The sequence below is a fragment of the Pontibacter kalidii genome (assembly GCF_026278245.1).
GTDB classification, from domain to species: domain Bacteria; phylum Bacteroidota; class Bacteroidia; order Cytophagales; family Hymenobacteraceae; genus Pontibacter; species Pontibacter kalidii.
Genome location: NZ_CP111079.1, coordinates 1422771 through 1447654 on the forward strand (window position 1 = coordinate 1422771; position 24884 = coordinate 1447654).

Annotated in this window: 20 protein-coding genes; 10 read left to right on the forward strand and 10 right to left on the reverse strand. The window is 52.1% G+C overall.

Features of this window, described 5'->3' with window-relative positions:
* Window positions 1-66: 66 nt before the first annotated feature.
* On the forward strand, window positions 67-693 hold the full coding sequence (locus OH144_RS06060; protein ID WP_266205406.1) for a cytochrome c oxidase subunit 3: 627 nt from the start codon (window positions 67-69) through the stop codon (window positions 691-693).
* 142 nt (window positions 694-835) lie between these two features.
* Here the strand turns inward: OH144_RS06060 and OH144_RS06065 are convergent, their stop codons facing one another.
* Window positions 836-3385 carry a gliding motility-associated C-terminal domain-containing protein gene (locus tag OH144_RS06065; protein ID WP_266205407.1) on the reverse strand — a complete coding sequence of 850 codons (2550 nt, stop codon included), beginning with the start codon at window positions 3383-3385 and terminating at the stop codon, window positions 836-838.
* Between the two features lie 122 nt (window positions 3386-3507).
* Entirely contained in the window at window positions 3508-4017 is a 510-nt protein-coding gene (locus tag OH144_RS06070; RefSeq protein WP_266205408.1) for a hypothetical protein, read from the reverse strand.
* 284 nt (window positions 4018-4301) lie between these two features.
* Here OH144_RS06070 and OH144_RS06075 point away from each other — a divergent pair, with 284 nt between their 5' ends.
* The gene (locus OH144_RS06075; protein WP_073851088.1) at window positions 4302-4769 is read left to right on the forward strand and encodes a hypothetical protein; all 468 of its coding nucleotides are present in this window, start codon (window positions 4302-4304) and stop codon (window positions 4767-4769) included.
* A 129-nt stretch (window positions 4770-4898) separates the two neighbouring features.
* Here OH144_RS06075 and OH144_RS06080 read toward each other — a convergent pair whose 3' ends face one another.
* The 3 genes from OH144_RS06080 to OH144_RS06090 form a co-directional block, all read right to left on the reverse strand.
* Window positions 4899-5330, reverse strand: a complete 432-nt coding sequence (locus tag OH144_RS06080) for a DUF2147 domain-containing protein (protein WP_266205409.1) — start codon at window positions 5328-5330, stop codon at window positions 4899-4901.
* Window positions 5331-5986: 656 nt separating this feature from the next.
* Window positions 5987-6361: a hypothetical protein gene (locus tag OH144_RS06085; RefSeq protein WP_266205410.1), complete on the reverse strand. Its 375-nt coding sequence runs from the start codon at window positions 6359-6361 to the stop codon at window positions 5987-5989.
* Between the two features lie 81 nt (window positions 6362-6442).
* Window positions 6443-7042 (reverse strand): C40 family peptidase, encoded by a 600-nt coding sequence (locus OH144_RS06090; protein WP_266205411.1) that lies wholly within the window; start codon window positions 7040-7042, stop codon window positions 6443-6445.
* A 269-nt stretch (window positions 7043-7311) separates the two neighbouring features.
* Here OH144_RS06090 and OH144_RS06095 point away from each other — a divergent pair, with 269 nt between their 5' ends.
* Both OH144_RS06095 and OH144_RS06100 read left to right on the forward strand, forming a co-directional pair.
* Window positions 7312-7731: a hypothetical protein gene (locus OH144_RS06095; protein WP_266205412.1), complete on the forward strand. Its 420-nt coding sequence runs from the start codon at window positions 7312-7314 to the stop codon at window positions 7729-7731.
* Window positions 7732-7827: 96 nt separating this feature from the next.
* Window positions 7828-9636 (forward strand): M61 family metallopeptidase, encoded by a 1809-nt coding sequence (locus OH144_RS06100; RefSeq protein WP_266205413.1) that lies wholly within the window; start codon window positions 7828-7830, stop codon window positions 9634-9636.
* A 1067-nt stretch (window positions 9637-10703) separates the two neighbouring features.
* Here OH144_RS06100 and OH144_RS06105 read toward each other — a convergent pair.
* Window positions 10704-11432, reverse strand: a complete 729-nt coding sequence (locus tag OH144_RS06105) for an SIMPL domain-containing protein (RefSeq protein ID WP_266205414.1) — start codon at window positions 11430-11432, stop codon at window positions 10704-10706.
* A 198-nt stretch (window positions 11433-11630) separates the two neighbouring features.
* On the opposite strand from OH144_RS06105, the gene OH144_RS06110 reads away from it, so the two are divergent.
* Window positions 11631-12077: a hypothetical protein gene (locus tag OH144_RS06110; protein ID WP_266205415.1), complete on the forward strand. Its 447-nt coding sequence runs from the start codon at window positions 11631-11633 to the stop codon at window positions 12075-12077.
* 33 nt (window positions 12078-12110) lie between these two features.
* Here OH144_RS06110 and OH144_RS06115 read toward each other — a convergent pair whose 3' ends face one another.
* Window positions 12111-13535, reverse strand: coding sequence for a Glu/Leu/Phe/Val family dehydrogenase (locus OH144_RS06115; protein WP_266205416.1), 1425 nt, complete (start codon window positions 13533-13535; stop codon window positions 12111-12113).
* Between the two features lie 342 nt (window positions 13536-13877).
* On the opposite strand from OH144_RS06115, the gene OH144_RS06120 reads away from it, so the two are divergent.
* Window positions 13878-14333, forward strand: coding sequence for a hypothetical protein (locus tag OH144_RS06120; protein ID WP_266205417.1), 456 nt, complete (start codon window positions 13878-13880; stop codon window positions 14331-14333).
* Window positions 14334-14405: 72 nt separating this feature from the next.
* On the opposite strand, the gene OH144_RS06125 is transcribed toward OH144_RS06120, so the two are convergent.
* On the reverse strand, window positions 14406-15005 hold the full coding sequence (locus OH144_RS06125; RefSeq protein WP_266205418.1) for an FKBP-type peptidyl-prolyl cis-trans isomerase: 600 nt from the start codon (window positions 15003-15005) through the stop codon (window positions 14406-14408).
* An 877-nt stretch (window positions 15006-15882) separates the two neighbouring features.
* On the opposite strand from OH144_RS06125, the gene OH144_RS06130 reads away from it, so the two are divergent.
* Together OH144_RS06130 and rnk are read left to right on the forward strand one after the other, a co-directional pair.
* The gene (locus OH144_RS06130) at window positions 15883-17439 is read left to right on the forward strand and encodes an FMN-binding glutamate synthase family protein (RefSeq protein WP_266205419.1); all 1557 of its coding nucleotides are present in this window, start codon (window positions 15883-15885) and stop codon (window positions 17437-17439) included.
* A 1-nt stretch (window position 17440) separates the two neighbouring features.
* Window positions 17441-17851 carry a nucleoside diphosphate kinase regulator gene (gene rnk, locus OH144_RS06135; protein ID WP_266205420.1) on the forward strand — a complete coding sequence of 137 codons (411 nt, stop codon included), beginning with the start codon at window positions 17441-17443 and terminating at the stop codon, window positions 17849-17851.
* A gap of 92 nt (window positions 17852-17943) precedes the next feature.
* On the opposite strand, the gene OH144_RS06140 is transcribed toward rnk, so the two are convergent.
* Both OH144_RS06140 and OH144_RS06145 read right to left on the reverse strand, forming a co-directional pair.
* On the reverse strand, window positions 17944-18093 hold the full coding sequence (locus tag OH144_RS06140; protein WP_266205421.1) for a hypothetical protein: 150 nt from the start codon (window positions 18091-18093) through the stop codon (window positions 17944-17946).
* Window positions 18094-18240: 147 nt separating this feature from the next.
* Window positions 18241-21627 (reverse strand): methylmalonyl-CoA mutase family protein, encoded by a 3387-nt coding sequence (locus OH144_RS06145; RefSeq protein WP_266205422.1) that lies wholly within the window; start codon window positions 21625-21627, stop codon window positions 18241-18243.
* A 225-nt stretch (window positions 21628-21852) separates the two neighbouring features.
* Between OH144_RS06145 and lepA the strand changes: the two genes are divergently transcribed.
* Together lepA and OH144_RS06155 are read left to right on the forward strand one after the other, a co-directional pair.
* Window positions 21853-23637 carry a translation elongation factor 4 gene (lepA, locus tag OH144_RS06150; RefSeq protein WP_266205423.1) on the forward strand — a complete coding sequence of 595 codons (1785 nt, stop codon included), beginning with the start codon at window positions 21853-21855 and terminating at the stop codon, window positions 23635-23637.
* Between the two features lie 186 nt (window positions 23638-23823).
* Entirely contained in the window at window positions 23824-24705 is an 882-nt protein-coding gene (locus OH144_RS06155; RefSeq protein WP_266205424.1) for a bifunctional 5,10-methylenetetrahydrofolate dehydrogenase/5,10-methenyltetrahydrofolate cyclohydrolase, read from the forward strand.
* Window positions 24706-24884 lie beyond the last annotated feature (179 nt).

Below are 24884 nucleotides of genomic sequence, written 5' to 3' on the forward strand. Positions count from 1 at the left end.
CGTATATAGGTGCAGCAGGTGCAAGAGCGGAGCCCGCCTTCAGCGCACAGGATAACGGAGCAGAGGATGAACCAGGATAAAAAGAACCAAGTAAACCCAAAGCAGCGGTCAGCCTTTAAGCGGATCGAGCGGATGCACCCGATCAGGATGCTGCTGTACCTGAGCATGGTAGGCATTGGGGTGCTGTTCTTTGTGCTGGTGGTGGCTTTTGCCCGTACCGGGGGATTTCCGCCAGGGCAATTCGATCTTCCGAAGTTCTTCAGCATCAGTACCATTATTCTGCTTTTTAGCAGCTATACCATCTCCAAGGTGCCTCGCTTTTATAAGCAGGAAAAGTTAAAGAAAATGGCGCGCTACCTGGGCGCTACACTTGGCCTCGGGCTTCTGTTTATCGGGGCACAGCTCATCGGCTGGAACGAAATGACGAAAACGGGCGTGTACTTTTCCGACAAATCTTCCGGCACCTACCTGTACCTGATTTCGGCGCTGCACATCCTGCACCTGTTGGGTGGTATTATTTTTCTGTCGTTTATGGTGTTTAAGACGATCTATGTGAATAGCGACGCCGTGCGCAGCCTTGTCTTTATCCGTGACCCTTTCCGCCGTCTGCAGCTTTCCATGCTCAACAGTTACTGGCATTTTCTCGATTTTCTGTGGCTGGGCCTGTACCTAGTGCTGCTCTTTATTGCCTAAGTGTAAATTGATTGGGTAAGCAAAGTATAACCTCTTGTTGAGGATAGTTATGTGCTTTCCGCTCCTCCTAAAGTATAAGCAGGAATCCCCGCCAAAGTATAAAGCCTTGGCGGGGATTCCTGTTTCTGGATTTTTTCTTCCGCTACCGGACAATAGTAACGCTGCCTTTGTAGGTAGTGGTGCCGTAGTCGATCACGTAAAAATATACGCCGTCGTTGACCTCGCTGCCGTCCCACCTGAAGCTGCTGTCGGTGCTGCGGTATACTTCGCGCCCCCAGCGATTGTAGACCTTGATGCTGGTGAAGGTGGCGGTACAGAACTCAGGGGGCAGGTTCGGGATGTAGAAGAAATCGTTCTTGCCATCGCCGTTGGGGGTGAAGATGTTGGCCGGCACGTAGTCGGCGATCTTGGGTGCCTCTACCCGGAACTCCATCGTCAGGCGCTGGGGCTGCGGATCGCAGGCATCCTCCTGCAGTATAAAGTTGACGCGCAGCACCTCTTGTTGGGCGGCAGGGCAGTTGGCCACCCAGGTGAACTTGCCCTTGGCCTCCCCGGCGGCGCCCGTAGCCGAGAACGCCATGCCGTAGTCTGCCAGGTTGAAGCCTTCCCCCTCTGCCGAAAGAATCAGGTTGTTTAGGTCCAGGTCCAGCCCTTCAAAGTTGGCCTCAAAGGCATCGTCCAGCTTCAGGGCAAAGGTAGACGTGCTTTGGTCTGAGGTAAGGGTGGGCGCGTTGTTGGGCGCCTTTAACACAAACTCCAGCGTCAGTTCCTTATCCGGCGAGGAGTCGCAGGCTTCCTCGGCCAGGCTGAATTTCACACGCAGGTTGTCTTGCTGGTATGCCTCGCAGGTGGGGGTCCAGGTAAATACGCCGTCTGCCGCGCCGGCTCCACCCGTGCTGCTGAACTGCATGCCATACTGCTCCAGCGAGGAGCCTTCTATGCTGGCCAGGAGCGAGAGCATGTCCTGGTCCACATCGCGACCAAAGATGTTGGCGCTAAAAGGCTGCCCCACCTCCAACTCTATCGTGGTGATCTCCTGGTCTGAGCCGATGGTAGGCTCATGGTTATTGGAGATCGTCCTTACCTCAATCGTCTCGGTCCGGGTCTTCTCCTCGTTACAGGCCGTGCTCCTGACGGTAAAATCCAGCGTATACTGCTCTTTCTTCATCGTCTCGCAGGTGATGTCCCAGGTGAAGGGGGAGGTAACCTCTCCGGGGCCGCTTCTGTTCTCGAAGCTTATCTGCTCAGTTGCTATATCAAAGTCTCTGCCTGCGGCGGAGAGCAAGACCTCGTCTTTGTCTGGGTCCAGGCCCAGCACGTTAAAATCAATACGGTCGCCCTCCCGCACCTCGAATACGCGCTTGCTGGTGGAGAGCGTTACGGCTGGCGGCGCGTCGGGCAATGGGTCGATCACAAAGCTTACCCGCACCGTGTCCTGCCGGGGCAGGCTGCAGCCATCGTCCTTCACAATGAAATCCATCTGATAGACCTTGCCCTCGGTACTGAAGCATTCATCAAAGCAAACGGTGGCACTTAACGTGTCCTGGCTTGTGCCCTGGTTGATAATGCCCCTGGTGTCGCCGGTAAAAGTATAACTTGCGTTAGAGAAGTTAACCGGCCGCGCCCGCAGCTCCACGTACTCGCTCATATCCGGGTCGGTGAAGAACACGTTCAGGCAGCGTTCGGTACTGGAGGAACTGATTCGCAGCACTTCCCCCTCCTGGTAGAGATTCTTTTTGCCTTTCTGCTGAGCGATCACCTGGGGCGTCTGGTTGCGGGGGCAGTCCAGCACCAACACCTGGAAATCGCGCCTTACCTCGCCTATTTTCGCTCCGTTGCGGTACTCCTGCACCCGGATACCAAATACGAAGAGGCCTTTGCGATCCGGACGCATCGTCAGCATGCCGCTGTTCTGGTCTATGTTCAAGGCTGGTGAGCCCTGTATCTGGGTGGAGGTGTTGTAGCCCGGCAGCCACTGGATGAGCGGGTAAGGGGCTGGCATCGGGGCCCTGATATAGCTGGGCGGGTAGGTGATGTTGTAGTAGGCCGGCTCGTCTGGATAGGTATAGCCGTTGAGGGGGGTGACCATGTCGTAAACCAGTGAGTCTCCGTCCGGGTCGGTGCCGTTAAACTCGAAATAGAACAGTTCATCCACGCAGGCGTAGTCGCTCAGGGGCGGGAAAAGGATAGGAGAGGAGTTCTCGAAGAATTGGCCGCTCTTGATAACCGGCGGAAACTCCATGTAAAACACCTGCGCGGCGTCCTCCGGCCTTACAATGTTGTTGATGGTGCGGTTGCGGCAGCAGCGCTCCCAGGTTATATAATAGCCGTCTGGCTCGTTGTAGATGTTCGGGTCCAGGTAGATGTTGGAAGTATAAATGATCTTGTCCGTCACCAGCTCACCCACCGTGCAGGCAATATTGGTATAAGGCACCCGGGTGGTGCTGGACTGGTTCAGGGTGACACGGCCAACGTTCCTGTTGGTTGCCTTGCTGAAGATGTTGGCAGAGACATAGGGGTCTTTCGCGCCGATGCTTCCATTTACCACATCAAAGTAAAGGTTCAGGCTTAGCTTGTAGTTATATCCGCTCAGGTGTTGCATCTCAAACTCGCCGCCCACAATATGCGTGGCACGCGCGGCATAAAAGCTGGTGCACATCAGGAAAGTCAGGAGGAGTAAACGTTGCAGCATAGCGTAGCCAGGGTGTTAAGGTAAAATTCTGACTTAAATATAGCAGAACCTGCGGATAATTAAACAGTTTCTAAGAAGATTATACTATACTGCTGTGGCTGCTGTTGTTCTTTCAGGCAGGTTTATTTGCGGGGCAGCTCGTGCGGCTGCAGCGTTTTCTCCAGGAGTTCCTCAAAGGGCAGCGGTTTGGAGAAGTAGGCATCCTGGTAGCTGTTGGCGGCAAAGCGGATAAAACCGGGTCGCTTGTTTACTTTTATGTAATCGAGCAGCACGTTGCCATAGAGCTGGTTGCAGAGGCTGGAGCCGGGCAGGTCGGAGGCGGGAGGTGTCAGCAGCAGCTTCTCTATTTCCTCGGTGTACCGCTCGTGCCGCACCTGCAGGCTGTTGCCGCTATGTAAAGTGTAGCCCTGCTGCTGCACGCGGTCTTTCAGAAGCTGGAGAAAAAAGTTAAAATTCTCAGCTCCTATACTTGGGTCATAAAAGAAAATAGCGCCTCTCAGGTGCTCCTCCGAGATCACCTGCACCCGGTACCGGGCAGGTAAATCAGCCTTTTTATAATGATAGGCGGTAAAAAACGGCCCCGTCCAGTGCAGGTACGTCTGGTTAGAGAGCCACGCTTGGTAGGCGTGCATAAACTTTGCCGAGCGCTTTGTAACGCTGCAGGTGGGCAAATTCTTTCTATAGCCCAACAATCGCTTGAAAAAATCGTTAAATGGCATCTGATTATTTACCTGATAAACATACTTTGCCCAAAATAGTTTTTAAGCTATACCTCTGGCCAGCCATACTTGGGTGGTGTTTTACGAAAAGTGCTTTTAAAGAATCTGAGTTTAATTTAACGATCAAGCGCCAGCTGCGCATTGTGGGCCGGAAGTATAAACGGCTGCTGCCCCGCTGCTGCAAACCCTGAAACCGAATGGAAATACTGACACAAGAACTCGAGACTAAGAAGCGGCTGCTACAGGAGAGTAACAGGCTGCTGAACGCGCAAATAAAGGCTGCCAAAGATGCTATGGACGAGGCCCAGGAAAGCGCAAACGATCATCAGGGAGCCATGGAGGACAAATTTGAGTCGTTCCGGGAGAACTGCCAAATACAGCGCGACATGTATGCCCGACAGCTGGACGAATTGATGACCACTCAGAGCGTGCTGCGCCGCATCAATGCCACCAAGCTGAACCACGATGTATCATTAGGAGCGGTGGTGCATACGGAACTGCAGAACTACTTCATTGGCGTGAGCCTGGGGCAGATAGTTTTGGATGGGGAGAGCTATTATGCTATTTCTGGCCTGTCGCCGTTGTTTAAAGCCATGATGGGCAAAACAACGGGAGAAACGTTTGAATTTAGAGACAAAAGCTATAAGATATTGCAAGTATTTTAGAATCTGAGATTTTTACCCAAACATTAAAAACCCACGGGACCAGTTTTGAGTTAAAAGGTTGGTAAAGGGTTAATAAAAGGGGTTAGCTGTAATCAGCTAACCCCTTTGCTTTTATATACTTTCTGAGGCTTACTCTACCCTCGTCCAGTACTGCGTGCGGCCAATCAGCGAGATGCCAATGTACCCTTTCACCTCCATTTTGTCTTTGCCGGTCATCTTCATGTAGCAGCTGTAGGTTTTGCCGCTCTCCGGATCGTAAATGGTGCCATCATCCCACTTATTGTTGCCGTCATACTCAAAGCCATCCATAAACCGCATGCCTATCAATGGTCTGCTGCGCAGTTTCTTATCCGGGTTGTTATCGTCCAGCTTGGGCTTGCCGTTGCGCAGGGGCTCCTTTAGCGATACGATCTTACCGCACAGCTTGTCTCCGCACTTGTAGATCTCAAACTTGGCCTTGCCCTCTTCATTCGTCCAAAGCCCGATCGGTGACATGTTCTGGGCCCAGGCGGCTGATGTAAATAGCATGAGCATTAAAAGGGGTAAGAGGTGCTTTTTCATGGGGTTAGATTAGATGTTTGTTTACTATGTAATTTAAGAAAAAAAATCAATTACCATTTGTGCCAGTTCCAAAATTCGGGCCAGGTTATTAATTGTTTTTAGCTCGAGCAGGAAGGCCTGGTAGAGCAGGGGTAGTATTCATTTTTGTCTTATAGGGTTTTGCTTTCCAGGTGGTTACGAATATGCTAGCCGCAGGAGACGACGGTTGGCCTTTGAAGTATAACGGCAGGGGCTGAGGCACTTGGGGAAAGGATGAAAACAAACACGGAAACATTGTGAACTATTCGCCGTTTTTTTACCTTTATACACAAGTGAGTGGCGGGTGCCACGGCCTTTAAGCCACAGGTTGCTTGTAAAAGCGCAGCAGCGGCTTAAGGTTTATGTCGGACTAAAGAGAAAGGAGGTGCTATGTCTAATCCATCGGTCGTCTTAGTAAGCCAAGGTAATAATGCTCACGTAAAAGGTGAGCTGGCTTAGTAAGCAGTACTGGCTACTGCTTACGCAGATAGCGATTTACCTTTGGTCTTCTTACAAGATGGTAAACTGAAACACAGGGCGCCGCTTACTGAGAAATTGAAGGATTCCTGAAACACCTGGTGTAACTTGACGGGCTACATCAGGTGTTTCTTTTTTATGCCTGCCCTAACGTATAAAACCTACAGGTCGTCTTTGTAGATGCTGTTGTTACGCATGCGCCTTTCCTGCACAAAAGAGCCCACGTAAAAGGCCACGGACGCAAAACTGCTGAGCCCCATCAGCAGCAACAGGACATGGTACAGGTTCCACTCAAAGCTCTCCGGTTCTATTTGCCAGATCATCAACAGGCCTGCCAGCAGCGTGAGTGCCGTAACCGTGTTAAACACAAAGCGGTTGTGCTTGCGCAGGTGGTAGGTGCAAGCCAGCAGCAGAATGCCTAGGAATGGGGCGAGAAGTGCCATAGGCGGCCTCGCCGGATGGGTGAAGTATAAAATCAGGCCGGCCACGATAAGTACCAGCGCATTCAGGGTATTAATAAGATAAGGGTGTACCATAGCTAAGAGATTTACCCGGTAGGGCCACCGCGGCCCTGCTATGGTTGCTTGTACGAAAAAACGCGGAAGTGTTATACTTGCTTACAGTACACGGCGCACCTGCAGAAAACGCACCTCATAGCCGCTACCTTCCACTTGGCTTAACTTCACGCCCCCGTTCGACGAGGAATGCACGAACTCAATGGTATCGCCGGGCTGGGAGATGACAATGCCCACGTGGCCGGGCTCACGCACCTGCGGGTTCGTGCCGGTAAAGATCACCAGGTCACCCGGGCCAGCCTCCTGCCGTGTTACCTGCTCACCCTCCTCGGCCTGCATGCACGAGGAATGAGGCAACGCCACGTCATACCGGTCATACACGTGCGTAATAAAACCGGAGCAGTCAAAACCTTCCGGTGTCTCACCGGCCCAAACGTATGGCGTTCCCATTAATGTCAGCGCATAATTTACCAATTCCTGGGTCTCATCCGCGGAAGCATTTTCCCTTAGGTTGGCTGTAACTGTAGGCTTATCGGCAGCTTTTCTGGCAGAAGCGGCAGGGTAGTTGTGTGCCACCGCAGGCCTTGCTTCGGAAGCATCAGTATAGTTCGAGTTGGAACTGGCAAAGTGCTGCGGCATAAAGAGCAGGAGCAGGGCCAGTAGTGCAACCGGGGAGATCATGATGAGCAAAGTCTTTTTCATAGTGTGGTGTGTTTGGTTCGGTAGTGATACTAAAGAAAACTTCGTGCCAGGTTTTGCACCAAATTCTTTAGCTATAGGCTGTTAGTAAGAACGCCTTAGCTATAACATCAGTCACCTGCTTAAAAGTTCTACCAACCATCAGCCAGCCTTAATAAGCGAAATCCGATCATTCACAAAGTATGGTGTCCGGAATGGCAAGAGTATAGTATAATAATACGACTAATAAATATAGAAATGAAGCCTTGGAACAGTAGCTTAGCTATAATCAGATGGAACTATACAAGACAGTCTCTGTGGAAGTATTTTGCGACGAGACACGGAAGCGCCTTTTTCTGAGGTGTCTGGAACGGCTCAGTACCAAGGAGTTTAGAGAGGGGCTGCTGGAGGCGCTGCACTGTGCGGAGATGCACCATATTAAGCAGTGGCTGCTGGACCTGCGGGAGATAGGGGAGTTGGATGAGGAGGAGGAAGGATGGCTGCAACGGTATTTCTTCCCCAGCATGATGGCAAAACTTGGCACAGGCAATTACGTGGCCATGGTTTTGTCGGAGAAATGCTATACTATGCTGCTCCACGAGGCTGGCAAGTATGGGTTGCAGAGCTATAACGAGGTCATCATTATTAAAAACTTCTGCCAGATACAAGATGCGATCCGTTGGCTCGATACTAAGCCCCCGCACGCGGCCTAGCGTCAATCACGGCATCAGTTGTTTGTACAGGGATTTTGAAAAACAGGGTAATTGTCGTAAAATGCCTGTTTAACAAAATACATCCCTTATACAAACATGCTCAAACACAACCGATTTAAACTACCACTCTTAATTGTTCTATTCCTGAGTCTGGGGAATGCGGCGGCGGCCCTGGCGGCAGAGCTGCGTTATACCCTCTCCATGCCCGAGCCACACACGCACTACTTTGAAGTGGAGGCGGAGCTGAGTGGCGCCCGCAATAAATACATCGATTTTACCATGCCCGTATGGGCGCCGGGCTCTTACCTGGTGCGCGAGTTTGCCAAAAACGTGGAAAGCTTCGAGGCCACCGACGGAAACGGAAAGGCACTGCGAAGCGAGAAAATTGACAAGAACACCTGGCGCGTGTACAGCAACAAAGCCCGTGTGGTGCGCGCTAAGTACGATGTGTATGCTTATGAGATGAGCGTGCGCACAAGTTTCCTGGACGCCTCGCACGGTTATGTGAACGGCACTAGCATCTTTATGTATCCGGAAGGGTATGAGAAGCAGCAGGGCACGCTGGTGGTAAAACCCTTTACTGGCTGGGATAAAGTTTCCACCGGACTGAAAAGCACCGGTAAGTTCACCTATACTTTCCCGAACTATGACATCCTCGCGGACTCTCCGCTGGAGATCGGTACGCATGAGGTATACGAGTTTACGGCCGCAGGCGTGCCGCACGAACTGGCTATGTACGGCGGTGGCAACTATGAGCCAAAGAAGCTGATGGCCGACATGACCAGGGTGATTGAGGAGGCTGTAAAGCTGATGGGCGAGCTGCCAGTAGACCGCTACGTATTTATTGTACACAACCTGGAGCGCGGCGGCGGCGGACTGGAGCACCTGAACTCTACCACGTTGCAAACCTCCCGCTGGAACTATGGCAACGAGAGCAGCTACCATGGTTTTCTGGCGCTGGTGGCCCATGAGTACTTCCACCTCTGGAACGTGAAGCGCCTGCGCCCCGCACCGCTTGGCCCTTTTGATTACAACAACGAGAACTATACGCGCCTGCTGTGGGTGTCGGAGGGCATCACCAGCTACTACGATGACCTGCTGGTGCGCCGTGCTGGGTTCTACTCGCCGGACCGCTACCTGGGCATTGTGGCCGGGAGCATCAACTCGGTGGAGAACACCCCAGGCAATAAAATTCAGACGGTGGCTGAATCGAGCTTCGATGCCTGGATCAAGTATTACCGCCGCAACGAGAACTCGAGCAATGCGGAGGTGTCTTACTACACCAAGGGCGGCGTGCTGGGCCACCTGCTGAATATGGAGATCATGGAGGCCACGAATGGCGAAAAGAGCCTGGACGACGTGATGCGCTATATGTATGAGCGCTACTACAAAAAGTTGGACCGCGCCTTTACTGAGGCTGAGTTCAAGGAGGCCATCGAGAAAGTATCCGGCCGTAATATGGATGCCTTTTTCCGCAGCTTTGTGCACGGCACCGAATCGCCGGATTACAACACGTATTTTGACGCGGCGGGCCTGCAGCTGGTGAATACAAACGAGGGCAGCAAGGCTATCAACTGGGGAGCCTCCACCTACATGTCGGGGGGCAAGCTGATGGTGCGTGGCGTTAGCCGTGGCAGCAGTGCCTGGGAGGCCGGGCTGAACGCGAACGACGAGATCATTGCCTTTAACGGCTACCGTGCCAGCGATAACCTGGAAAGCCAGATAGCAAGTATGAGCATCGGAGATACGGCCGAGGTGCTCATCTCCCGTGACGGCAGGCTGCAGACGCTGGAGGTGAAGATGCTGCAGGACAACAACGTGCGCTACCAGTTCATCCGCGTGGACAACCCCACGCCAACACAGGAGAAGATCTTCAACACCTGGCTGAACATCAGCAACAGCTAAGTATAAAGTATATACTTTAAACTGCAAAGGCCGGCGCTTAATCGTCGGCCTTTGTTTTTATACTTTATACCCCCGGTGCGGTTACACCGCACCTACCTTTAAAGGAGCAAACAGGGATTCCGGACGAATGTCTATCTGCCAAAGGATAAAATCACTTCTACTTCTCATATTTATACTTGTGGCAACGCTAAAGCCGCGGCTATTGTATCTGATACCCAGTCCTTGGGTTGAGCGCCTTGTGAGATCCGGTGCCCTGTAAGGGCAGCGCCTTGGCGCAGGAGGGAACACAGCGCGATGCCAAAGGACGAGCCCTCTCGGGCTTGAGAGCAGAAAGTATGAGGTGAAACGATAGATATGTAAATCTACAGGATGAACGGAAGCTAGAAAGGATAACTTGGCTCAGGTTGCGGCAAGTAGAGGCTCATGGAAGGCACAAGCGGACGCTTGCGCCAGAGAAGTATGAAGTATAGCTGAAATATAAAGCATAGCCAAAGTATAGCTTGTATCAAGTAACAGGAAACGGCGGCTTGTGGAAGTATGGCTGAAGTATAAATGTTTGGCCTACGCGGATTTGGAAATCCGCAGCAGCATTAATTCCAGGCAAGGATGTCCGGAACAGCGCGGGACACAAGCAGACTCTTGCGCCAGCGGAAAAACTAAGAAATCATGGCTCGCGCGGATTACAAATCCGAGGCTATTATACTTCCGGATTTCAAATCCGGAAGAGCGGAAGCAAGTATAAAGTATGGCTAAAGCAAGTATGGCTCTGTGCGCCAGTCGGGTTGAAAACCCAACGAAAAAAAGGACACGGGCTGCAAGCCCGCGCCAGCGGAAGGTAGCTATGAAGGTATAAAGTATAGCCAAAGTATAAACGGCACAAGCGGACGCTTGCGCCAGAGAAGTATAAAGTATAGTTCAAGTATAAGTATGGCTTTTCAAGCCGGTCGGGTTGCAAACCCGACGCCATAATAGGACACAAGTCTGAAGATTTGGACCATGAAAGGGCCTGTTATAAGTTACACTTCCACTTCCATATACATCACAACATAGGTTTTTATCTATACCTTCTAATCCAGTCGGAAAGAAGCGCTCACCACCGCCGTAATTTCTTTTTCTATGGAAGTGGCGTCGTTAATGCCGTAATCCGCAATCATGTTAGAGTTAACCGGCGTGATCTGTATAACACCCATACGGGCATTGGTGATGGAGCCGAGGTCGCTGCCGGTGGCTTCGGCTATCTTGCGGGCTCGGTTCAGCGCATCCTTGGCGGCATCCGCCTGTATCTCAATCTTCAGGTCGGCCAGCTTGGTGTAGTAGTACTCGGGCGGCATCACCATGATGTTGATTCCCTGGCGCACCAGCGAGGTCATGTCCAGCGAAACGGCCTTTATCTGCTGCACATCCTTGGAGGTCACCTGTACCATTTGGTTGGCATTATACTGTATGATGCGGTTGGTGCTGTAGCCTTGGCTGGTTACTTCGTAAATCGGGTTCAGGTTGATTGTTTGGAGCTCTACATCGGCATCGTTAAAGCCTTTTTCCTTGAGGTAATTCAGCACACCGGGGCGTTGTTCCAGCAGGCGCCGGTAGGCTGCCTCAGCGGTGGGGGCCTCCGCCTGAATGCTGCTGCGCAGAATGCCTAGGTCAGAGGTAATCTCCCGCTTGGCGGAGCCGGTAACGTTGATGGTCTGGTTTGCCTGGTCGCGGAACCTGAAGACCTGCGACAGTAAAACGGCGCAAACGATCAGGCTGATGCCAAGCACGAGGGATGGGAGCAGGAGGTGATTTCGGTTCATGGCCTATAAACGTAAGGAAATATGAATATAGTATAAATTAAATTATTTGTACTTTTCTAAATAGTCCCTTGCTTCGTTATAGGCCTTGCCAGCATGACTGGTTAAAATGCAGGCTATAAAAGTTGCACGGTAAGTACTTGTTTATTAATTTATAGCTATGTAAATTTCGTTTTCATTACGCGCTAAGTTTGCACTCGTATGGTGATATTTAATACCCCGGGCGTTAATATTACTTTTCAGGAACAGGAGAAGCTGCTGCTGATCCATTGGCTTAAGAAGCCAAACATGGAACTGCTGATGGAAGCTTACCTACGTGCGCTCCAGTTTGTCTGCGAAAACCGGCAGACGTACTATTTCTGTACCGATCAGACGCTGATCGGACCCCTGGACAGGGAACAGGAAGCCTGGCTGAACCAGGAGTATTACCCTGAGGTGTACGCGTGCATCCAGGATGAAATTTACGCGGCCGTCGTTTTCTCTAATGCCCATTTCAAGGCTATCGTTACCAATTACCAGGTGCCGGCAACCTTGCCGCAGCGGCACTTTATCCAGTTCAACTATTTTACCAAACAGCAGGAGGCGCTGCAGTGGCTCTCCGATGTGAAAAAAGGCCAGGATGTGGCTATTATCTCGCCCACAAACTGACCTTTTATACTTCTCTTTACTACTGGGGCCGCATCAAGGGAAAATACCCAGCGCCTCGTAGCTCACACCAATCTTCTCAATAGCCGTCAGGAAGGCCGCTGAGCGCAGCCCGGGTGTTTTTTTCTGCACCATCACCTCCCTTATTTCGTGGTACGCATTGATCATGGTGTCCTCCAGGCCTGATCGAACCAGGCCTATCTCGTCCGCTCCCTGTGTCAGGAAGGCCCTTTCCTGCGAAGACATACTTTTGCCGGAACTCGTCTCGATGGCATTCACAAGGCGGCGGTAGCTGGCCTCTTCCGCACGCTTGCCCATCCTGCCAAAGCGCACGTTCGACAGGTTCTTGAGCCACTCAAAGTATGAAACCGTTACACCGCCCGCGTTCAGGTACAGGTCTGGCAGGACAACAATGCCGTTTTTGAGCATGATATCCTCCGCCTCCCGGGTTACGGGCCCGTTGGCGCCCTCTGCCACGATCTTTGCTTTAATCCTGCCCGCGTTGCCGCTATGTATCACGTTTTCCAGCGCGGCCGGAAGCAGAATATCACACTCCAGTTCCAGCATTTCCTCCGAGTTCTCGAAGTTTTTGCAGTCTTTGAAGTTGAGGATTGAGCCGTTCTCGCTGCGATGCTTAAAAGCCTCCTTTACGTCGATGCCATTCTCGTTGTAAATACCTCCCTCGCGCTCAGCTATACCTGTAATGATGGCTCCGTCCTGCTGGCAGAAGAAGGCTGCGTGGTATCCCACGTTGCCCAAGCCCTGCACAATCAGGCGCTTGCCTTCCATGGAGTTGCCGGTCAGGCCTTTGCCTTTCAGCATCTCTGTATCGGCCAGCAGCTCGCGCAGGCCAAAGTAAATGCCCAGGCCAGTAGCCTCCGCGCGGCCCCTGATGCCTCCCTGACCCACGGGCTTGCCCGTAACGCAACCCAGCGCATTGGTCTCGCCATACTTCAGCGCCTGGTAGGTGTCGGCAATCCAGGCCATCTCGCGGCTGCCGGTGCCGTAGTCGGGAGCAGGCACATCCATACCCGGGCCTATCAGGTTTTTCTTGATCAGCTCGGCAGCGTAGCGGCGGGTTACCCTCTCCAGCGTCTTAACCGAGCTGGTTCTGGGGTTGATCTTCACACCTCCTTTGGCACCGCCAAAGGGCACGTCCACCACGGCGCATTTAAACGTCATCAGGGTGGCCAGCGCCTTTACCTCGTCCTCGTCTACCTGCATGCTAAAACGGATGCCGCCTTTAGACGGGAGCTTATGGTGGCTGTGCTGTACCCGAATTCCTTCAATTACCTCAATATGGCCGTCTATCTCAACCGGGAACGATACTTTGTACACGCTGTTCGTCGCTTTGATCTGCGCCAGGATGCCGGGGCTGAGCCGGGAGTAGCTGGCAGCGTGGTCGAAATATTGATGGACACTGTCTAAGAATTTTTTGCCTTCGTTAGGTGAATTTGCCATACAAGTGTTCTTTTATGGGATGATGATTTGCTGATTTAAGAACGTGGCAGGAAAGTATTTGTTCTCTGAGACGCTTTTTCGGGTATTTCCGGGGAAGGTATTGCGCTTGGTATAGAATAAGTTAGAAAAGTCAGGTTGTTATAAAACGTTATATTATATATTAAATAAATTTTATATACTTGTTTGTAAACTTTAAAATGATCAAATTTACATCGCTATCATTACAATAGCAGCCACTGAACCTGATGCGTAACCACGCCAGGGATGCACCTGCTGCTTTCTCTTTAGTTTCCCTTAGTACCTGGACTTATACTTATAGATAGAATTAACGGAGTGGATACTTTGGCAAAGAAACATGCATTGAACATGCCCCTGCCGCAGACGGAGAAATTACGTGTGACTTATGAGAGGCAGGAGCAGACGCTACGAATCACCTGGCAGGGGGATGTAAGCTCGCAGGAGCTGAGGGAGGGGTATAACCAAATAATTGAGCTGGTACGAAGGCTGAAACCTGTAAAGTGGCAGTTGGACCTGCAGAAACGCGGTACGATAAAGCGCGAGGACCAGCGTTGGATCTTTGAGCATGTATTCCCGGAAGTGTTGGCTATTGTTAACGACGATGTTTTTGTGGCCGTGGTGCTGCCCGTGTTCCTGATGCACGACCTGGTGAGCGAGTTGAACGGCGATGAGCTGATGCAGGAGGGGAACTTCCTGATCATGCAGCACTTTATGTACCCCGAACAGGCCCAACGCTGGCTAAACGAAATGTACCAGATCAAGACCGGTTCTAACGTATAAAATCAGCCCTAAAGTATAAAGGCCCGTGCTGTAGCTACAGCACGGGCCTTTATACTTTAGGGCTTGCCGAGGTTATTTCACCTGCAGTAGCTCCACGTCGAAGATCAGCGTAGAGTTTGGCCCGATTACGTCGCCGGCGCCTTGCGCTCCGTATGCCAGCTCTGCCGGTATAAAGAGTCTCCACTTGGCGCCTTCCTTCATTTTCTGCAGCGCCTCTGTCCAGCCCGCTATCACGCCGTTTACCGGGAAAGTGGCCGGCTGCCCGCGCTCATAAGACGAGTCGAAGGTGGTGCCGTCGATCAAAGTGCCATGGTAATGGGTGGTAACTGTATCGGAGGCCGACGGAGATTTGCCCGTTCCTTCCTTCAGCACCATGTATTGCAGGCCGCTTGGCAGCGTCTGTACACCTTCCTTGTTCTTGTTATCAGCCAGAAACTGTTCGCCGGCCTGCTTGTTGGCAGTGCCCGATGCGTTCTGCTTCTGCGACATTTCCTGCTGCAGCGCCATCATAGCCTCCTGTACCTCCTGCTGCGACAGCGCGGAAGGGGTGCCAGCCTGCACATCTTTCAGCCCTTTCATAAACGACTCGGCCTCCACCTCAATGCCTTGTTTCTTCAGGTTGGTAGCCATGTCGCGGCCAATGATGTAGCTGATTTTTTCTTTTAAATCCATAGTATGCGGTTTTGCACCCACTGGTGCGGTTTAGTATGAAAGTTTAGCCCTTCCGGGCTTGTGGTACAAAGCTACTGTTTTTCGGCCCGATGCCAAAAGCAGCGGCGGTTAGCTTACCCGGCCACGCTTATAGACGAACAGGGCTACCTCTTATTAGGAAGTAGCCCTGTTGTTTTATTACAAGTGGTTACAGGTACATATGATATGGTTACAAGTACATATGATAATCTTCGTCTTTCATATCAAGACGAATGTCTGCCGAAGTAAGCCAGTTTCTCAGAACTAGCGCTACCGAGGTGCTCAGCAGAAGCACCGACGAAATGGATGCGAACTGTCTCATAATAGTAAGGAGGTAAAGGGTTAGACTTGCTTCTAGAAACGCGTTTCTGCCGTTAAGGTTACCCTGCTGGATAACTTATACATTAGTAGTTTGTTATGCTTCTGTTAACACGATTTTTGGCAGGAAAAAGGATCTTAATTTGAAATAGAAGTATACCAGGTGGCCTTGGTAAAATATAAATTATTTCTTTCCGCATGCGTCGGGGAGAGCTTGCCCAGAAATATCTGTGCAGCATTAGCTGGCTTTTATTGAAAAGATTCGCATAACTTTGCAACCTGAAACACAAAATGCATCCACTGCGACTACATATTCGCCCTTTTAGTACCTGCGCTTTGCGTGCCGGTATGGTGTCGGCTTCGCACCATCTCTCGCTGTGCGATAAACTCAACGGTTACTGTCTGCATTTTTACACAACCCCCAAAGACTTTAGCTGATCTGCCCAGCGTTGCCGCCTTGCCTTTTTCCCTGTAACGCTGGACCCCATGCCTTAGTCTTCTCCCAATAGTTCTAACATCAGTATCCTATTCCTTATATTTTATGGCAACGACTATTAGCGTCAGGCGCACGTTTTCATACGTGTTAGTAAGTGCTTACTTAGTTACGCTTTTTTTATCCATTTTCGATAGGCAAATGCTCTGGCTGCTGCTGTTACTGGGGCCGCTGCACCTGGTGTACCTGTATAACATCCGGCAGGCAAAGCACACTCTGCTGCGCAACTACCCGCTGGTGGGGTACCTGCGCTACTTCTTCGAAAGTATTCGGCCGGAGTTCCGGCAGTATTTTTTTGAGTCCGACACCGACGGCAAGCCTTTTAGCCGGCGCCAGCGGTCCATCGTGTACCAGCGCGCCAAGAACCAGCGGCAGACGGTGCCGTTCGGAATGCACAGCAACAGCCTGGAGGTAGGCTACGAATGGATTGCCCATACCATGTTCCCGGTGCACGTAAAGGTGGAGGACCTGCGTGTAACCGTGGGCAGCAGTCGCTGTAAGCAACCCTACAGCGCCAGCATCTATAACATTTCGGCCATGAGCTACGGCTCCCTGAGCAAGACCGCCGTGACGGCCCTAAGCGCAGGCGCCAAACTGGGCGGCTTTGCCCACAACACCGGCGAGGGCGGCGTTAGCCCGTTCCACATAGAAGGGGGCGGCGACCTGATCTGGCAGATTGGCACGGGCTACTTCGGCTGCCGCGACAAAAACGGCAATTTCTCGGAGGACTTGTTCCGGGAGCAGGTGGCGCATCCGCATATAAAGATGGTGGAGATAAAGCTGTCGCAGGGCGCCAAGCCGGGGCACGGCGGTATACTGCCAGCCGCCAAGAACACGCCTGAGATAGCGGCCATCCGGAAAGTGGAGCCGTATACAACGGTCGCCTCGCCTCCTTCGCATTCCGCTTTCAAAGATCAATTTACTTTGTTACTTTACATCGAGAAACTGCGCGTGCTCTCGGAGGGAAAACCTATCGGAATAAAACTATGTATTGGTAATAAGCAGGAGTTTGAGCGCCTGTGCCAGGAGATGATGCACAACCGCATCTACCCGGACTTCATCACCATCGATGGGGCGGAAGGGGGCACGGGAGCCGCACCGCTGGAGTTTACCGATAGCCTGGGCATGCCGCTCTACGATGCCTTGGCCTTTGCCCAGAGCACGCTCCGCAAGTATGGCCTGCGTGAGGAGATCAAGCTGGTCGCTGCCGGAAAGATCATTACAGGCGTGGATATCATCAAAGCTGTGTCGCTGGGGGCAGATATCTGCTACAGCGCAAGGGGGATGATGTTCGCCTTAGGCTGCATCCAGGCGCTGCAGTGCGACTCTGGCCGCTGCCCGGTGGGTATCGCCACGCAGGACAAGAACCTATACCAGGGACTGGATGTGGCGGATAAGCGCGTGCGCGTGGCCAACTTCCATGGCAACACTATCAAGTCTACGATAGAGGTAATGGAGGCCTGCGGTTTTAATAGTATCAACAGCATTACGCCAGACAAAATCTTCCGGCGCGTGGAGCAGGGCAGAAACATGAGCTTTAAAGAGTTATACTTTCCAAAGAGCCAGGCGGCCAGCAACATCACTAGAAACTATGTATTAAACTGATATGGAAAACATAATTTATCTAACGGAGCTTGATTATAAGCGTCTTATAGACCTGATTCAGGCGCATCGGCAGGGTAATGCACCTGCTGCAAACATTGGCAAATTGGGGGAGGAACTGAAGCGCGCCAAGCGTGTACCTTCCGAGGAAATCCCGGCGAATGTCATCACGATGAACTCCCGTGTGCTGCTGAAGGACCTGCAGGGCGGCAAAGAGCTGGAAATAACGCTGGTGTACCCGAAGGATGCCGATATCAATGCCCGCAAGATATCCATTTTCGCCCCGGTGGGCACGGCTATTCTAGGCTGTAAGGAAGGAGACGTGGTGGAGTGGCCGGTTCCATCGGGCACCATCAACTATAAAATTGAGAAGGTTACCTATCAGCCGGAAGCTTCCGGCAACTATAATTTGTAAACCCTTTATCTCTTTACGCAAAGAGCCCGCTGTACCTGGAGTGCAGCGGGCTCTTTCATGTTAAAGTAAAGTATAAAGTCTAGGAAAAGCGCTTAGAGGTAATCTTCGCTGTCTTCGTCGTAGGTATCAAACTCAAAGTCCTTCTCATCGAAGCTGTTATTTACCAGCAGGTAGGCTGCTGCACCGATCAGAAGTACGGTACCCAGTAAAAGCATCAGCGGAGCAGTATCAGGTTTATTCATAAGTATAAGCATGAGGTTTTAAGCTTATATCTACGGAAGACAGCCGATGCGGATGTTACGGAGCCGTTAATTTCACGCAACGCACACCTAAAAAGAAAAGCCGGACCATGGGGCCCGGCTTTATACTTTATACTTTGAAAGTATGATTTACATGTTTCTGCGGTACTGACCACCCACCTCAAACAACGCGTTGGTGATCTGCCCCAGCGAGCAGAACTTCACCGTCTCCATCATCTCCTCGAAGATGTTACCGTTGTTAATGGCTACCTGCTGAATACGCTTGAGCATTTCGCCAGATCTATCTTCGTTACCTTTTTGCAGCGACTGCAGCATGGCTATCTGGTACTGCTTTTCCTCCTCCGTGGCACGGATTACTTCGGTCGGCAGCACGGTAGGAGAGCCTGTAGAAGAAAGGAAGGTGTTTACGCCGATGATCGGGTATTCGCCGGTATGCTTGAGGGTTTCGTAGTACAAACTCTCCTCCTGAATTTTACCGCGCTGGTACATGGTTTCCATGGCGCCCAGCACACCGCCACGCTCTGTGATGCGGTCGAACTCTGTCAGTACAGCCTCTTCTACCAGGTCGGTCAGTTCTTCGATGATGAACGAGCCCTGCAGCGGGTTCTCGTTCTTGGCCAGTCCCAGCTCTCGGTTGATGATCAGCTGAATGGCCATCGCGCGGCGTACCGAAGCCTCGGTGGGTGTGGTAATGGCCTCGTCGTATGCATTGGTATGCAGCGAGTTACAGTTGTCGTAGATGGCGTACAGCGCCTGCAGCGTGGTGCGGATGTCGTTGAAATCGATTTCCTGCGCGTGCAGCGAACGGCCGGACGTCTGGATGTGGTACTTGAGCATCTGCGAACGGGCATCCGCGCCATACTTGTGTTTCATCGCCTTCGCCCAGATTCTTCTGGCCACACGGCCAATGACCGCGTACTCCGGATCGATGCCGTTGGAGAAGAAGAAACTCAAGTTCGGCGCAAACTTGTTGATGTCCATGCCGCGGCTCACATAGTACTCCACAAACGTAAAGCCGTTTGCCAGCGTGAAGGCCAGCTGCGAAATCGGGTTGGCACCCGCTTCGGCAATGTGGTAACCGGAGATAGACACCGAGTAGAAGTTACGCACATTCTTGTCAATGAAGTAGGCTTGTACATCACCCATCAAACGTAGCGAGAACTCCGTGGAGAAGATGCAAGTATTCTGTGCCTGGTCTTCTTTCAGGATATCGGCCTGTACGGTGCCGCGTACGGCCGCCAGGGTACGGGTTTTGATCGGCTCGTATACTTCAGCCGGCAGTACCTGATCGCCGGTAACGCCCAGCAGCATCAGACCCAGGCCATCGTTCCCTTTGGGCAGCTCGCCCTGGTAACTTGGGCGCTCCGTGCCTTTCTCTTTATAAATGGCTTCGATCTTTCGGTTTACTTCCTCTTCGAGGCCATGCTCTTTGATGTAGAGCTCGCATTGCTGGTCTATGGCGGCGTTCATAAAGAAGCCGGTCAGGATGGCCGCCGGGCCGTTGATGGTCATGGAAACCGACGTCATCGGATCGGCCAGGTTAAAGCCGGAGTACAGTTTTTTGGCGTCGTCCAGGCAGCAAATGCTTACGCCCGAATTACCGATCTTGCCGTAAATGTCGGGTCTGAAATCAGGATCTTCGCCGTACAGGGTTACAGAGTCAAAGGCCGTAGAAAGGCGCTTGGCCGGCATCCCCAGGCTCACGTAGTGGAAGCGTCGGTTCGTACGCTCCGGTCCGCCTTCGCCGGCAAACATACGGGTTGGGTCTTCGCCTTCGCGCTTGAACGGGAACACACCCGCTGTGTAGGGGAATTCGCCCGGCACGTTCTCCTGCAGGTTCCACTTGAGCAAATCACCCCAGGCCTCGTAGCGCGGCGTAGAAACTTTCGGAATTTGCAGGTGAGAAAGTGACTCGGTGTGCGTCTTTATCTTCAGCTCTTTGTCACGCACCTTGAACACGTAGAACTCGTTTTTGTAGGCCTGAACTTTGTCTTTCCAGTTTTCCAGGATCTTCTTGTTCTGTCCGTCCAGGCTCAGTTCTACTTCAGCGTAAGCTTCTTCCAGTTGCTTCACCAAGCGGTCTTTATCGCCAATTTCTATACTTTGAACTGCTTCGATAGACTTCTTGATGCCGTATAGTTTCTGCGCTACTTCCGCCTGGTCTTTGCTCCACTTGTCGTAGCTGCGGATGGTTTCGGAGATTTCAGACAGGTAGCGCGTACGGGCAGGGGGGATGATGTACACTTTCTCCGACATTTCCTGCGAAGTATGCAGGTTAGAGTCGAATTCCACACCTGTCTTCTCCGTGATCCTGGACATTATGGCACGGTAGAGGCGGTTCATGCCCGGGTCGTTGAATTGAGAAGCAATGGTACCGAAAACCGGAATTTCCTCGTCGCTCGTGTCCCACAGCTGGTGGTTGCGCTTGTATTGTTTCTTCACATCACGGATGGCATCGAGGGCACCGCGTTTGTCGAATTTATTCAGGGCGATCACGTCGGCAAAGTCGAGCATGTCGATCTTTTCGAGCTGGGTGGCGGCACCGTACTCCGGCGTCATCACATACAGGCTCATGTCTGAGTGCTCGATGATCTCGGTGTCAGATTGTCCAATACCGGATGTTTCGAGGATGATCAGGTCGAAATCAGCAGCTTTCACGATGTCCACAGCGTCCTGCACGTACTTGCTCAGGGCCAGGTTGCTTTGGCGGGTAGCCAACGAACGCATGTACACGCGCTCGTTCGAGATCGAGTTCATACGGATGCGGTCACCCAATAAGGCGCCACCGGTTTTGCGTTTCGAAGGGTCTACCGAAATGATGGCAATTTTCTTCTCCGGGAAGTCCAGCAGGAAGCGGCGTACCAGCTCGTCTACCAGCGATGACTTACCTGCACCACCTGTACCCGTGATACCCAACACCGGCGTCTTTACTTCTTTCGCCTGCTCTTTTACTTCATCCAGTATGGCTCTGGCTTCTTCCGGGAAATTCTCGGCAGCAGATATCAGGCGGGCAATGGCTTTCGGGTCTTTATCGCGCAGGTGCTTTAGTTCGCCGTTCAGGTTCTGGCCTGTCGGAAAGTCGCACTTTTGCAGCATGTCGTTGATCATGCCCTGTAAACCCATGGCGCGTCCGTCGTCAGGGGAGTAAATGCGGGCGATGCCGTAGCCGTGCAGTTCTTCGATCTCAGAAGGAAGTATAACACCGCCGCCACCACCGAATACGCGGATGTGGCCGCAGCCGCGCTCGTTGAGCAGGTCGTACATGTACTTGAAGTACTCCAGGTGGCCGCCCTGGTAAGAAGTGATGGCAATGGCCTGTGCGTCTTCCTGTATAGCGCAATCCACAATTTCCTGTACCGAACGGTTGTGGCCCAGGTGTATCACTTCGGCGCCCGAAGCCTGGATGATGCGCCGCATGATGTTGATCGCTGCGTCGTGGCCGTCGAACAAGGAAGCCGCTGTCACGATACGGATATGGTTGACCGGCTTATATGGTTCTACTGTAGTAAGTTGCATACTTAGATAAACAAGTTTTTTTCCAGATTTGATGCGAATATAGGCATTTTTAGGCTAAGATTTATAGGATTGCCGCAATGGCAGGATTTGCCCGGTGGATAGCAGATGTCTTTCGTCGTGCCTCAGGCAACACAACAATCTATACTTGTCCCCTTATATAAATCTTAGCCGTAAGGCAGCAACAAACGCACATTCTTCTTAACTTTGTTTTTCGTATAGATATTTATGAAGAACATTCGCAATTTCTGCATCATCGCCCACATCGACCACGGTAAGAGTACCCTGGCTGACCGCCTGCTGGAGTTTACCTCTACTGTTGCGGAGCGCGAGATGCAAAACCAGCTGCTCGATAACATGGACCTGGAGCGTGAGCGCGGCATTACGATTAAGAGCCACGCCATCCAGATGAACTACCAGTATAAGGGCGAGGATTACGTGCTCAACCTGATTGATACGCCTGGTCACGTAGACTTTTCCTACGAGGTGTCCCGCTCCATTGCCGCCTGCGAGGGCGCACTACTGATCGTGGACTCTTCGCAGGGCATAGAAGCCCAGACCATCTCTAACTTATACTTAGCGATCGGCAACGATTTGGAGATCATCCCGGTGCTGAACAAGATCGACCTGCCGCATGCCATGCCAGAGGAGGTGTCGGACCAGATCATCGAGCTCATCGGCTGCGAACGGGAAGACATCATACATGCCTCCGGTAAAGCCGGTATCGGAATCGAAGAGATACTGAATGCTATTTGCGATCGAATTCCGGCCCCGAAGGGTGATCCGGCCGCCCCACTGCAGGCATTGATATTCGACTCGGTTTTTAACTCCTACCGCGGCATCGAAGTATACTTCCGTATCTTCAACGGTACCCTCAGGAAAGGGGAGAAGGTGAAATTCATCAACACCGGTAAAACTTACGAGGCCGACGAGATTGGTGTGCTGAAACTGAACCAGGAGCCGCGCCAGGAAATGGCTGCCGGCAACGTGGGCTACCTGATCTCGGGTATCAAGAATGCCAAAGAGGTAAAAGTGGGCGATACCATTACGCATGTGGAGCGTCCGGCCCAGGGAATCCAGGGCTTTGAGGATGTGAAGCCGATGGTTTTTGCCGGCATTTACCCGGTAGAGACGAGCGAATACGAGGAACTGCGCGCTTCCATGGAGAAGTTGCAGCTCAACGACGCCTCGCTGGTGTGGGAGCCGGAGACTTCCGCCGCCCTTGGTTTTGGTTTCCGTTGCGGCTTCCTGGGGATGCTGCACATGGAGATCGTGCAGGAGCGCCTGGAGCGGGAGTTCGACATGACGGTGATTACCACAGTGCCGTCGGTGCAGTTCCATGCCTATACAACCAAAGACAAAATGGTGAAGGTAAATGCCCCTTCCGAGATGCCGGATCCGAACTATATCGACCACATCGAGGAGCCGTTCATTAAGGCGCAAATCATTTCCAAGTCCGATTACGTGGGCCCCATCATCACGCTGTGTATGGACAAGCGCGGTATCCTGAAGAACCAGACCTACTTGACCAGTGACCGCGTGGAGATGACCTTTGAGATGCCGTTGGCTGAGATTGTGTTCGACTTCTTCGATAAGCTGAAGACCATTTCCCGGGGCTATGCCTCCCTGGATTACGAACTGATCGGGTTCCGCCCATCCAACATGGTGAAGCTGGACATTATGCTGAACGGAGAGAAGGTGGACGCGCTGAGCGCCATCGTGCACCGCGACAAAGCCTACGACTGGGGTAAGCGCCTCTGCGAGAAGCTCCGCGAGCTGTTGCCACGCCAGATGTTCGAGATCGCCATACAAGCGGCCATCGGGCAGAAGATCATCTCCCGCGAAACCGTGAAGGCTATGCGCAAGAACGTACTGGCCAAGTGCTACGGCGGTGACATATCGCGTAAGCGCAAGCTCCTCGAGAAACAGAAGAAAGGCAAGAAACGCATGCGCCAGGTAGGCAACGTGGAAATTCCGCAAGAAGCCTTCTTAGCCGTGCTCAAACTTGACTAAAGTATAAACGAGCCCCGACGTGCCCCTGCGCGTCGGGGTTTTTCGCTTTTAAACCTGTAAAAAGCTTTGCTTAAAGTATAAGGGTGATGGACAGAAGGCTTCTCCAAAATCAACGTTTCTTTTGTCCTTTGTCAACCAGTCTTTTGTCACACATTCCAAGTATCTCCTAACTCATACATTAATAACATGACCCTGCTCGACGGAAAAAAAACATCCGAAGCCATTCAGAACGAGATAGCTGCTGAAGTAGCTGCCATTAAAGCCAAAGGTGGCAAGGTGCCGCACCTGGCTGCTGTACTTGTCGGAAACGATGGCGGCTCTATTACTTATGTTACGAATAAAGTGGCTACCTGTGAGCGCATCGGCTTTGGCTCCTCGCTTATCCGTTACGAAGACACCGTTACCGAAGAAGAACTGCTCAACAAGATTAAAGAGCTGAATGAGGATGAGGAAGTAGACGGGTTTATTGTGCAGTTGCCTTTACCCAGGCATATAGATACGGAGAAGGTGATCGAGGCAATCGATCCGAAGAAGGACGTGGACGGTTTCCACCCGACAAATGTGGGCCGCATGGTAGCCGGTTTGCCTGCGTACCTGCCCGCCACGCCCGCCGGTATCCTGCAACTGCTCATGCGCTATGAGATTGAGACAAAAGGCAAGCATTGTGTCGTGATTGGCCGCAGTAATATTGTAGGAACGCCCATGAGCATCCTGATGTCTAAATCGGCTTACCCGGGCAACTGCACCGTTACGCTTTGCCACCGCCATACTGCCGACCTGGCTTACCATACCCGCCAGGCCGATATCATCATTGTGGCCGTGGGGCAACCAGGCCTGATCACAGCGGACATGGTGAAAGAAGGTGCCGTGGTGATAGACGTTGGAACGACGCGCGTGCCGGATGCTAGCCGCAAGTCGGGTTTCAGGTTATGCGGGGACGTTGATTTTGACAGCGTGGCAGAGAAGTGCAGCTTCATTACGCCGGTTCCGGGTGGCGTAGGCCCGCTCACCATTGCCATGCTAATGACGAATACGCTGCGGGCAGCCAAAAAAGAAGTATACGGCTAAGTATAACTGCTGCCTCAAGTATAAAACCTCATGTTGTCCTATACAGGATACTGTGAGGTTTTATACGTTTGAGCCGAAGCGGGAGCTTTATTAAAAGTATAAGCGGATGCATAAGGTGGTGCCCGGAACAGTTGCCCTGCTGTCGTTGTTGCAATTTTAACTAAATTGCAAGTTCTGGC

What these genes read in the sequence shown, in the direction of transcription:
- OH144_RS06105 (WP_266205414.1), bottom strand. Translation starts at nt 11,432, where the DNA reads ATGAACCGAAATCACCTCCTGCTCCCATCCCTCGTGCTTGGCATCAGC.
- OH144_RS06140 (WP_266205421.1), bottom strand. Translation starts at nt 18,093, where the DNA reads ATGAATAAACCTGATACTGCTCCGCTGATGCTTTTACTGGGTACCGTA.
- OH144_RS06065 (WP_266205407.1), bottom strand. Translation starts at nt 3,385, where the DNA reads ATGCTGCAACGTTTACTCCTCCTGACTTTCCTGATGTGCACCAGCTTT.
- OH144_RS06075 (WP_073851088.1), top strand. Translation starts at nt 4,302, where the DNA reads ATGGAAATACTGACACAAGAACTCGAGACTAAGAAGCGGCTGCTACAG.
- OH144_RS06145 (WP_266205422.1), bottom strand. Translation starts at nt 21,627, where the DNA reads ATGCAACTTACTACAGTAGAACCATATAAGCCGGTCAACCATATCCGT.
- OH144_RS06130 (WP_266205419.1), top strand. Translation starts at nt 15,883, where the DNA reads ATGGCAACGACTATTAGCGTCAGGCGCACGTTTTCATACGTGTTAGTA.
- rnk (WP_266205420.1), top strand. Translation starts at nt 17,441, where the DNA reads ATGGAAAACATAATTTATCTAACGGAGCTTGATTATAAGCGTCTTATA.
- OH144_RS06060 (WP_266205406.1), top strand. Translation starts at nt 67, where the DNA reads ATGAACCAGGATAAAAAGAACCAAGTAAACCCAAAGCAGCGGTCAGCC.
- OH144_RS06090 (WP_266205411.1), bottom strand. Translation starts at nt 7,042, where the DNA reads ATGAAAAAGACTTTGCTCATCATGATCTCCCCGGTTGCACTACTGGCC.
- OH144_RS06115 (WP_266205416.1), bottom strand. Translation starts at nt 13,535, where the DNA reads ATGGCAAATTCACCTAACGAAGGCAAAAAATTCTTAGACAGTGTCCAT.
- OH144_RS06110 (WP_266205415.1), top strand. Translation starts at nt 11,631, where the DNA reads ATGGTGATATTTAATACCCCGGGCGTTAATATTACTTTTCAGGAACAG.
- OH144_RS06155 (WP_266205424.1), top strand. Translation starts at nt 23,824, where the DNA reads ATGACCCTGCTCGACGGAAAAAAAACATCCGAAGCCATTCAGAACGAG.
- lepA (WP_266205423.1), top strand. Translation starts at nt 21,853, where the DNA reads ATGAAGAACATTCGCAATTTCTGCATCATCGCCCACATCGACCACGGT.
- OH144_RS06100 (WP_266205413.1), top strand. Translation starts at nt 7,828, where the DNA reads ATGCTCAAACACAACCGATTTAAACTACCACTCTTAATTGTTCTATTC.
- OH144_RS06070 (WP_266205408.1), bottom strand. Translation starts at nt 4,017, where the DNA reads ATGCACGCCTACCAAGCGTGGCTCTCTAACCAGACGTACCTGCACTGG.
- OH144_RS06095 (WP_266205412.1), top strand. Translation starts at nt 7,312, where the DNA reads ATGGAACTATACAAGACAGTCTCTGTGGAAGTATTTTGCGACGAGACA.
- OH144_RS06080 (WP_266205409.1), bottom strand. Translation starts at nt 5,330, where the DNA reads ATGAAAAAGCACCTCTTACCCCTTTTAATGCTCATGCTATTTACATCA.
- OH144_RS06085 (WP_266205410.1), bottom strand. Translation starts at nt 6,361, where the DNA reads ATGGTACACCCTTATCTTATTAATACCCTGAATGCGCTGGTACTTATC.
- OH144_RS06125 (WP_266205418.1), bottom strand. Translation starts at nt 15,005, where the DNA reads ATGGATTTAAAAGAAAAAATCAGCTACATCATTGGCCGCGACATGGCT.